Annotated in this window: 7 protein-coding genes; all 7 read left to right on the top strand. The window is 67.3% G+C overall.

Annotation, left to right across the window (positions count from 1 at the left end):
- The first annotated feature begins 332 nt into the window (after nucleotides 1–332).
- Complete coding sequence (locus MFF55_RS25575; RefSeq protein WP_238246918.1) at nucleotides 333–752, top strand: phage tail protein; 420 nt, start codon at nucleotides 333–335, stop codon at nucleotides 750–752.
- Nucleotides 749–973 (top strand): tail protein X, encoded by a 225-nt coding sequence (locus MFF55_RS25570; RefSeq protein ID WP_238246917.1) that lies wholly within the window; start codon nucleotides 749–751, stop codon nucleotides 971–973. Before MFF55_RS25575 ends, MFF55_RS25570 begins: the two co-directional genes overlap by 4 nt.
- Nucleotides 974–976: 3 nt before the next feature.
- The gene (locus MFF55_RS25565) at nucleotides 977–1,996 is read left to right on the top strand and encodes a phage late control D family protein (protein ID WP_238246916.1); all 1,020 of its coding nucleotides are present in this window, start codon (nucleotides 977–979) and stop codon (nucleotides 1,994–1,996) included.
- Between the two features lie 170 nt (nucleotides 1,997–2,166).
- Nucleotides 2,167–2,517, top strand: a complete 351-nt coding sequence (locus tag MFF55_RS25560; protein WP_238246915.1) for a hypothetical protein — start codon at nucleotides 2,167–2,169, stop codon at nucleotides 2,515–2,517.
- A gap of 25 nt (nucleotides 2,518–2,542) precedes the next feature.
- Nucleotides 2,543–3,247 carry a hypothetical protein gene (locus MFF55_RS25555; RefSeq protein WP_238246914.1) on the top strand — a complete coding sequence of 235 codons (705 nt, stop codon included), beginning with the start codon at nucleotides 2,543–2,545 and terminating at the stop codon, nucleotides 3,245–3,247.
- Nucleotides 3,248–3,300: 53 nt separating this feature from the next.
- Complete coding sequence (locus MFF55_RS25550; RefSeq protein ID WP_238246913.1) at nucleotides 3,301–4,569, top strand: SGNH/GDSL hydrolase family protein; 1,269 nt, start codon at nucleotides 3,301–3,303, stop codon at nucleotides 4,567–4,569.
- 41 nt (nucleotides 4,570–4,610) lie between these two features.
- Nucleotides 4,611–5,028: hypothetical protein (locus tag MFF55_RS25545; RefSeq protein ID WP_238246912.1), on the top strand; the 418-nt coding region annotated here is incomplete at its 3' end.

The following is a 5,028-nucleotide window of genomic DNA, read 5'->3' as shown; positions in this document are numbered from 1 at the left end:
GTGGCGCAGATGAAATCCGCCCTGTCGTTTACCGCGACGCCCACGATCCAGCCGAGGATTGTCGCTCCGTCCTCGGCTCCGGTCGGGAGCACCGGCAGCACGCCTCGGCCGACAGCGGCCGCTGCCCGGACACCAGCTCCCGCCGGCGGCGGAGATAACCCGCGCGTCCAGAGCGCCGCGCTTCGCCGTTCCGGAGGCGTCAACATCAACGGCCCGGTCCACGTCCACGGCGTGACGGACGTCGCTAGCCTTCAGCGGGGGCTTTCGCGCGAGGCGGACCGCAAGGCCCGGGACGCGCGTGACAACGGCCTTCACGATCTCGGGTCCTACGCATGAGCATCCCCCTGTGCGCGATCGGCGACGCCGTGCTGGAGGTCATCGGCCTCAACCCGCAGGGTTTCGAGTACCGCTCGGAGGCGAACTGGCCGAGCCAGGCCGTCTTCGACGACGATCCGTTCTTCCAGGCCACCGGCATGGGCGAGCGTGTGATCACGCTGCGCCTGGCCGCACGCCCGAACGTGATGGGCGGGCTGGATCAGTACGCCATCCTGAAAGAGCACCACGAGGCCCAGGACGTCGTCGGGTACATCCGGCTGGCCGCCGGCTACGTAGGCGAGATCGGCGGGGAGGTCGGCATTCGCCGGCTCGGACACACCGAGGAGAAGATCGCCCCCAACGGGGTCGGCCACCGGCACGAGTTCAGCATCGAGCTCGTGCTCCTCGGGCGCAGGAGCGGAGGCCTCTTCGGATGAGCGATCCTGTCATTCTGCAGGCGATGCGCGAAGAGGACCGGATCGACGTGGTCACCAAAGCCATGCTCGGTGCGGAAGGCGGCGGCAACCTTGAAGCGCTGTTGAAGGCCAATCCCGGCCTCGCCGCCGGCGGCCTCTTCATCCCCGCAGGGCGCGTCCTGGTGGTGCCGTCCGTCGACCGCAGCCCGCAGATCCTGCCCAGCATCAATCCTTGGGAGTAGGGCGTGTTTCGCAAGCCGCTGCTCGAAGTGATCGGCTCCGGCGGCACCAATGTGCTGCAAGGGCTCAACGGCCTCTGGCTCGAAGTCTCGGTGACGGACAAGGCGGGTCAGGAGAGCGACAGCGCCCGCATCCTCTGCATCGGACCGCCGCGGTTCGTCAGCCTGCCTAAGCGGGGCGCCGAGTATCAGATCCTGATGGGCTGGGATGACGAAGGGCTCGTCCTGCAGGGTCGCTACAGCTTCCAAAAGGCCCGGATGATCGGCGACCCAGAGCAGGGCGAGCACATCGCCTTGGAGTTCCGCGCCGCGGACTTCGTGGAAAAGCTGAAGGCCTCGGGGCGCAAGCACTACGACGACACGACCTATGGCGATCTCATGAAGAAGATCGCCAAGGATGCGGGGCTCGAAGCAACGGTCGATCCGGAGCTCGCCAAGATCAAGCTCGGCTATCGCCTGCGCTGGGATCAGTCGCCGATCGACTTCGCCACCGAGGTCTCCGAGGAGGTCGGCGCGACCCTCAAGCCCGCCGGCGGAAAGCTCGTGGCTATGAAGCGCGGCGGTGGGAAGAGCGGCGGCGGCCAAGCGCTCTCCCCGATCATCATCCAGCGCAACGAGAACTTCGGGTACGAAATCGAGATCGAGCCGCGCCCCGAGGTGGGCAGCGTCGCCGGTGCCTGGCTCGACGAGAAGACGGGCAAGCGCAAGCTCAACAAGAAGAAGGCGAACCGCTCCGGCCCGATCAAGATCCTCCCCCACCCCTATCGCGGTGAGGATGCAGCTGGCGCGGCCGCCGAGGCGGACGTCTACGACAACATTAACCAGAGCGGCTCCGGGCACTTCGAAAGCCCTGGCCTTCCTCAGGCGCGCGCGGAAGCGCCCGTGATCGTCTCGGGCTTCGGGCCAGGGATCGACGGGAAATGGAAAGCCGACAGCGTCGAGAAGATCGTCACCGCCGAGGGCGGGTTCCTCACGACGGTTCACGTCACGGCGGGTGACGACAAGAAGGGTGAGAAGGGCAAGTAGTTCGCTCGTTCAAGGTCCGCCCGAAGTGTCGTGGTCCGGGGTTGAGCGCGAAGGTAGCGCCCGCCCCTGTCCCCTTTCACCGGGGATCTACCTCCCGGACTCGGCCACCATCCCCTTGAAGCTGCAGGGCCACAGTCATGGGTCCCCTGTCGGCGCAGGATGCCATGACTATGAGTGGTCGCCAGACCTACACTATCACGGCCCTGGCAGGACCTAATCTGGCCGGCCGTCGCCGGCCGAAAGGTCCGACCATCGAGCTCACGCCCGCGGAGGCTGAGTACGAGCTTCGGGCCGGCACGATCGTGGCAGCCGATCAGCCTCTGCCCGCGCCCACCGTGGCGCCGGCAGTGCAGCTTACCGACACGATCACGCTCACCCGAAACGGCGCTCCGCGCGAGGTGCTCGTCTCCGACTTCGTAGCCCTCCTGCGCGCCGAGCTGGGATCTGCGGAGCCACCGGAACCCTCAGTCGGGCTCGACCTGTCTGCCCCCCTCTCCACCGACAACCTTCCGGTCTCCTAGCCGGGTCTACCTGGAGCACATCGGCATGATGAAGCGGACGTTCCTAGCCCTGACGGCGGCGCTGTGCTTGCTCGGCTCGGCCCCCTCCTTCGCGGCGGACAACCTTTCTGCGAAGGACGCCAACGCCGCGGCGTTCAAATACCGCGCGCTCGATCTCGGGTCCGGCATCTTCCTCCCGCTTCACGGCACCGCGGACGAGACCGGGGCGCCGATCGGACCCACCAACGGCCTCTACGTCCGCCAGGGCGGCACCTGGTCGTTCGGCCTCTCGGGGCCGATCCCGGCCGGCACCAACGCGATCGGCACCGTGGCCGTCACCAGCCTGCCCGCCCTGCCTGCCGGCACCAATGCCATCGGTACGGTAGGCGTCAGCAGCCTTCCTCCCCTCGCGGCGGGTACGAACGCGATTGGATCGGTAGAGACTGTGGTTCGCTCAACGGCCACGAACCGCGGCGGCACGCTGACCACTGCCGGCACAGCGCAGACCCTGATCCCGGCCAATGCGAACCGGCGAGGCCTGGCGATCCAGAACAGGAACGCTCCGGGTACGTCCTACAGCGCGGCGACCAGCGTGTTCATGTCCTGCCTGACCACGGCGACGCAGGACTTCAACAGCTTGGAGATCCCCGCAGGCGCTCTCTACGAAACGCCAGGGCACCACGTCGGAACGGGCGCCTGCAGCTTCGTGTCGGGGACGGCCAACACGCCCGTCTACGTCCGCGAATTCTAGCGTCCCACGCGACCTAGTCCGCCGCTCCACGACCCACCGAAAGACCCCGCACCATGAAGCTGTTGCGCCTGTTGATGGCGCTGCAGGTTGCGCTCTGCTGCGCGATCTCCAGCGCCGACGCCCGCATGTCCTTTGACAGCTACGGCTCAGGCAAGCTGCGCCTGCGTGACCTCAACAGGCAGGCGGTCGGTCCAGCCGCCACGCCGCCGGGAGCCTTGATCACGCTCAACGGCGCGGATCTGACCGCCGCCAGAGCGCGCCTTGCGGCAACGAAGGCGGGTACGGCCGACACGGTCGTTGCCCACGTGGGCGACAGCATCAAGCACGGCTACCAGAACAACGGCGCGAACGGGACGCGGACGGGCACGGCCGCGAACGCCCCACCGGCGCAACTCGCGGCCCTGTCGCAAGCTTCCCTTGGCGTCCCTGGTCGCGCCACCTCGCTCATCGGTGCGTCGGACGAGAGCATCACCTACCTACCCACCTACGATCCGCGCTACGCCAACGGCGGGACGCCACTGTCGCTCGTGACGACCGGCAACGCCGCCAACGCGCTCGGCGGCCGACCCTTCACCACGTCGACGGCTGGGCGCTTCTTCCGGTTCACACCCGCGGATGCGGTCGATACCATCGATGCCTACTGGCTGACGGACACCGGTGCATCGGACTGGGACCTCACCTTCGCCGGTACCGCTGTCGGCACGATCCTCGGCAACCAGGCGCAGGCCGCTCGCAAGCAGACCTTCACCTTCACGCGAGGCACGGGTGCGATCCAGGCCACGAAAGGCGCCGCGACGGGTAGCGCCTTCATCTCTGGCATCGACGCCTACGACAGCACTATCAAGTCCGTCCGTCACCTCAATCTCGGCTGGGGCGGTGCAAAGGCAGCCGACTTGGCGAGCACGGCCTTCGGGTACTCGTACCTGAACGGCTTCAAGACCATCGGTGCTCACGTCACCTTCATCATGGTCGGCACGAACGATTGGACCGCCGGGACCACGACAGCTTCGTTCAAGGCCTCCGTTCAGGCGCTCATCGATGCGGCGAGGCTGACCGGTCTTCCGGTCCTGGAGACACAGTTCCCGAGTGATCTCTCCGTTGCTTCCCAGGCAGCGCAGGATGCCATCGTGAATGCGACCAGGGAGCTTGGGGTCAGCAACGGCATCCCGGTGATCGAGCACAACGCTCGCTTTGGGAGCTACACCCAGGCGGCGGCGAACGGCTACACGGCGGACTTCGTGAAGCTGCACCCCAACACGGCCGGATACGCGCTGATGGCCGATGGCATGAACGAGTTCATGAAGCTGCTCGCGCAGCCCTGACAGTCGGCTCACCCGACAGATCGACAGACGGAGGATGTGCCATGCGACGGCTGATGATTGCTGCTGGGGCCCTGCTGGCTCTGACTACGGCCTGTTTTGCGGAAGATCGCCCGTTCGCGCACGGCATGACGCTGCGGCCTGGCGACACCGTTTCGACGCCTCAGCCCCTCCGGAGCCTTCGCGCCAATGCCTCGGACCGGTTCACCCTGCCGGATGGCACGACCGCGAGGCTGTCCTACCCGAACGGCCGCCCGGTGACCTCCCTGCGCCTCGTCGGGCAACAGGGGGGGCGAGCCTTCTACGCTGCCGTTAACGACAGGACGGCGGCCGCGACGCAGGCCCCGCCACCCCCGCCCGAACCCATGCTTGCCGCCGCAGCGGGGCCGGCCGTGGTGAACAACAAGGCCGGCAATGGCTGTGTGGCCAACTTCCGCTCGGCTGTGCGCGATCGGGTGGTTG

The sequence above is a fragment of the Methylobacterium iners genome (genome assembly GCF_022179305.1).
GTDB classification, from domain to species: Bacteria; Pseudomonadota; Alphaproteobacteria; order Rhizobiales; family Beijerinckiaceae; genus Methylobacterium; species Methylobacterium iners.
The sequence above is the reverse complement of the archived record's forward strand: the minus strand, read 5'-3'. Positions and strand labels throughout refer to the sequence as shown.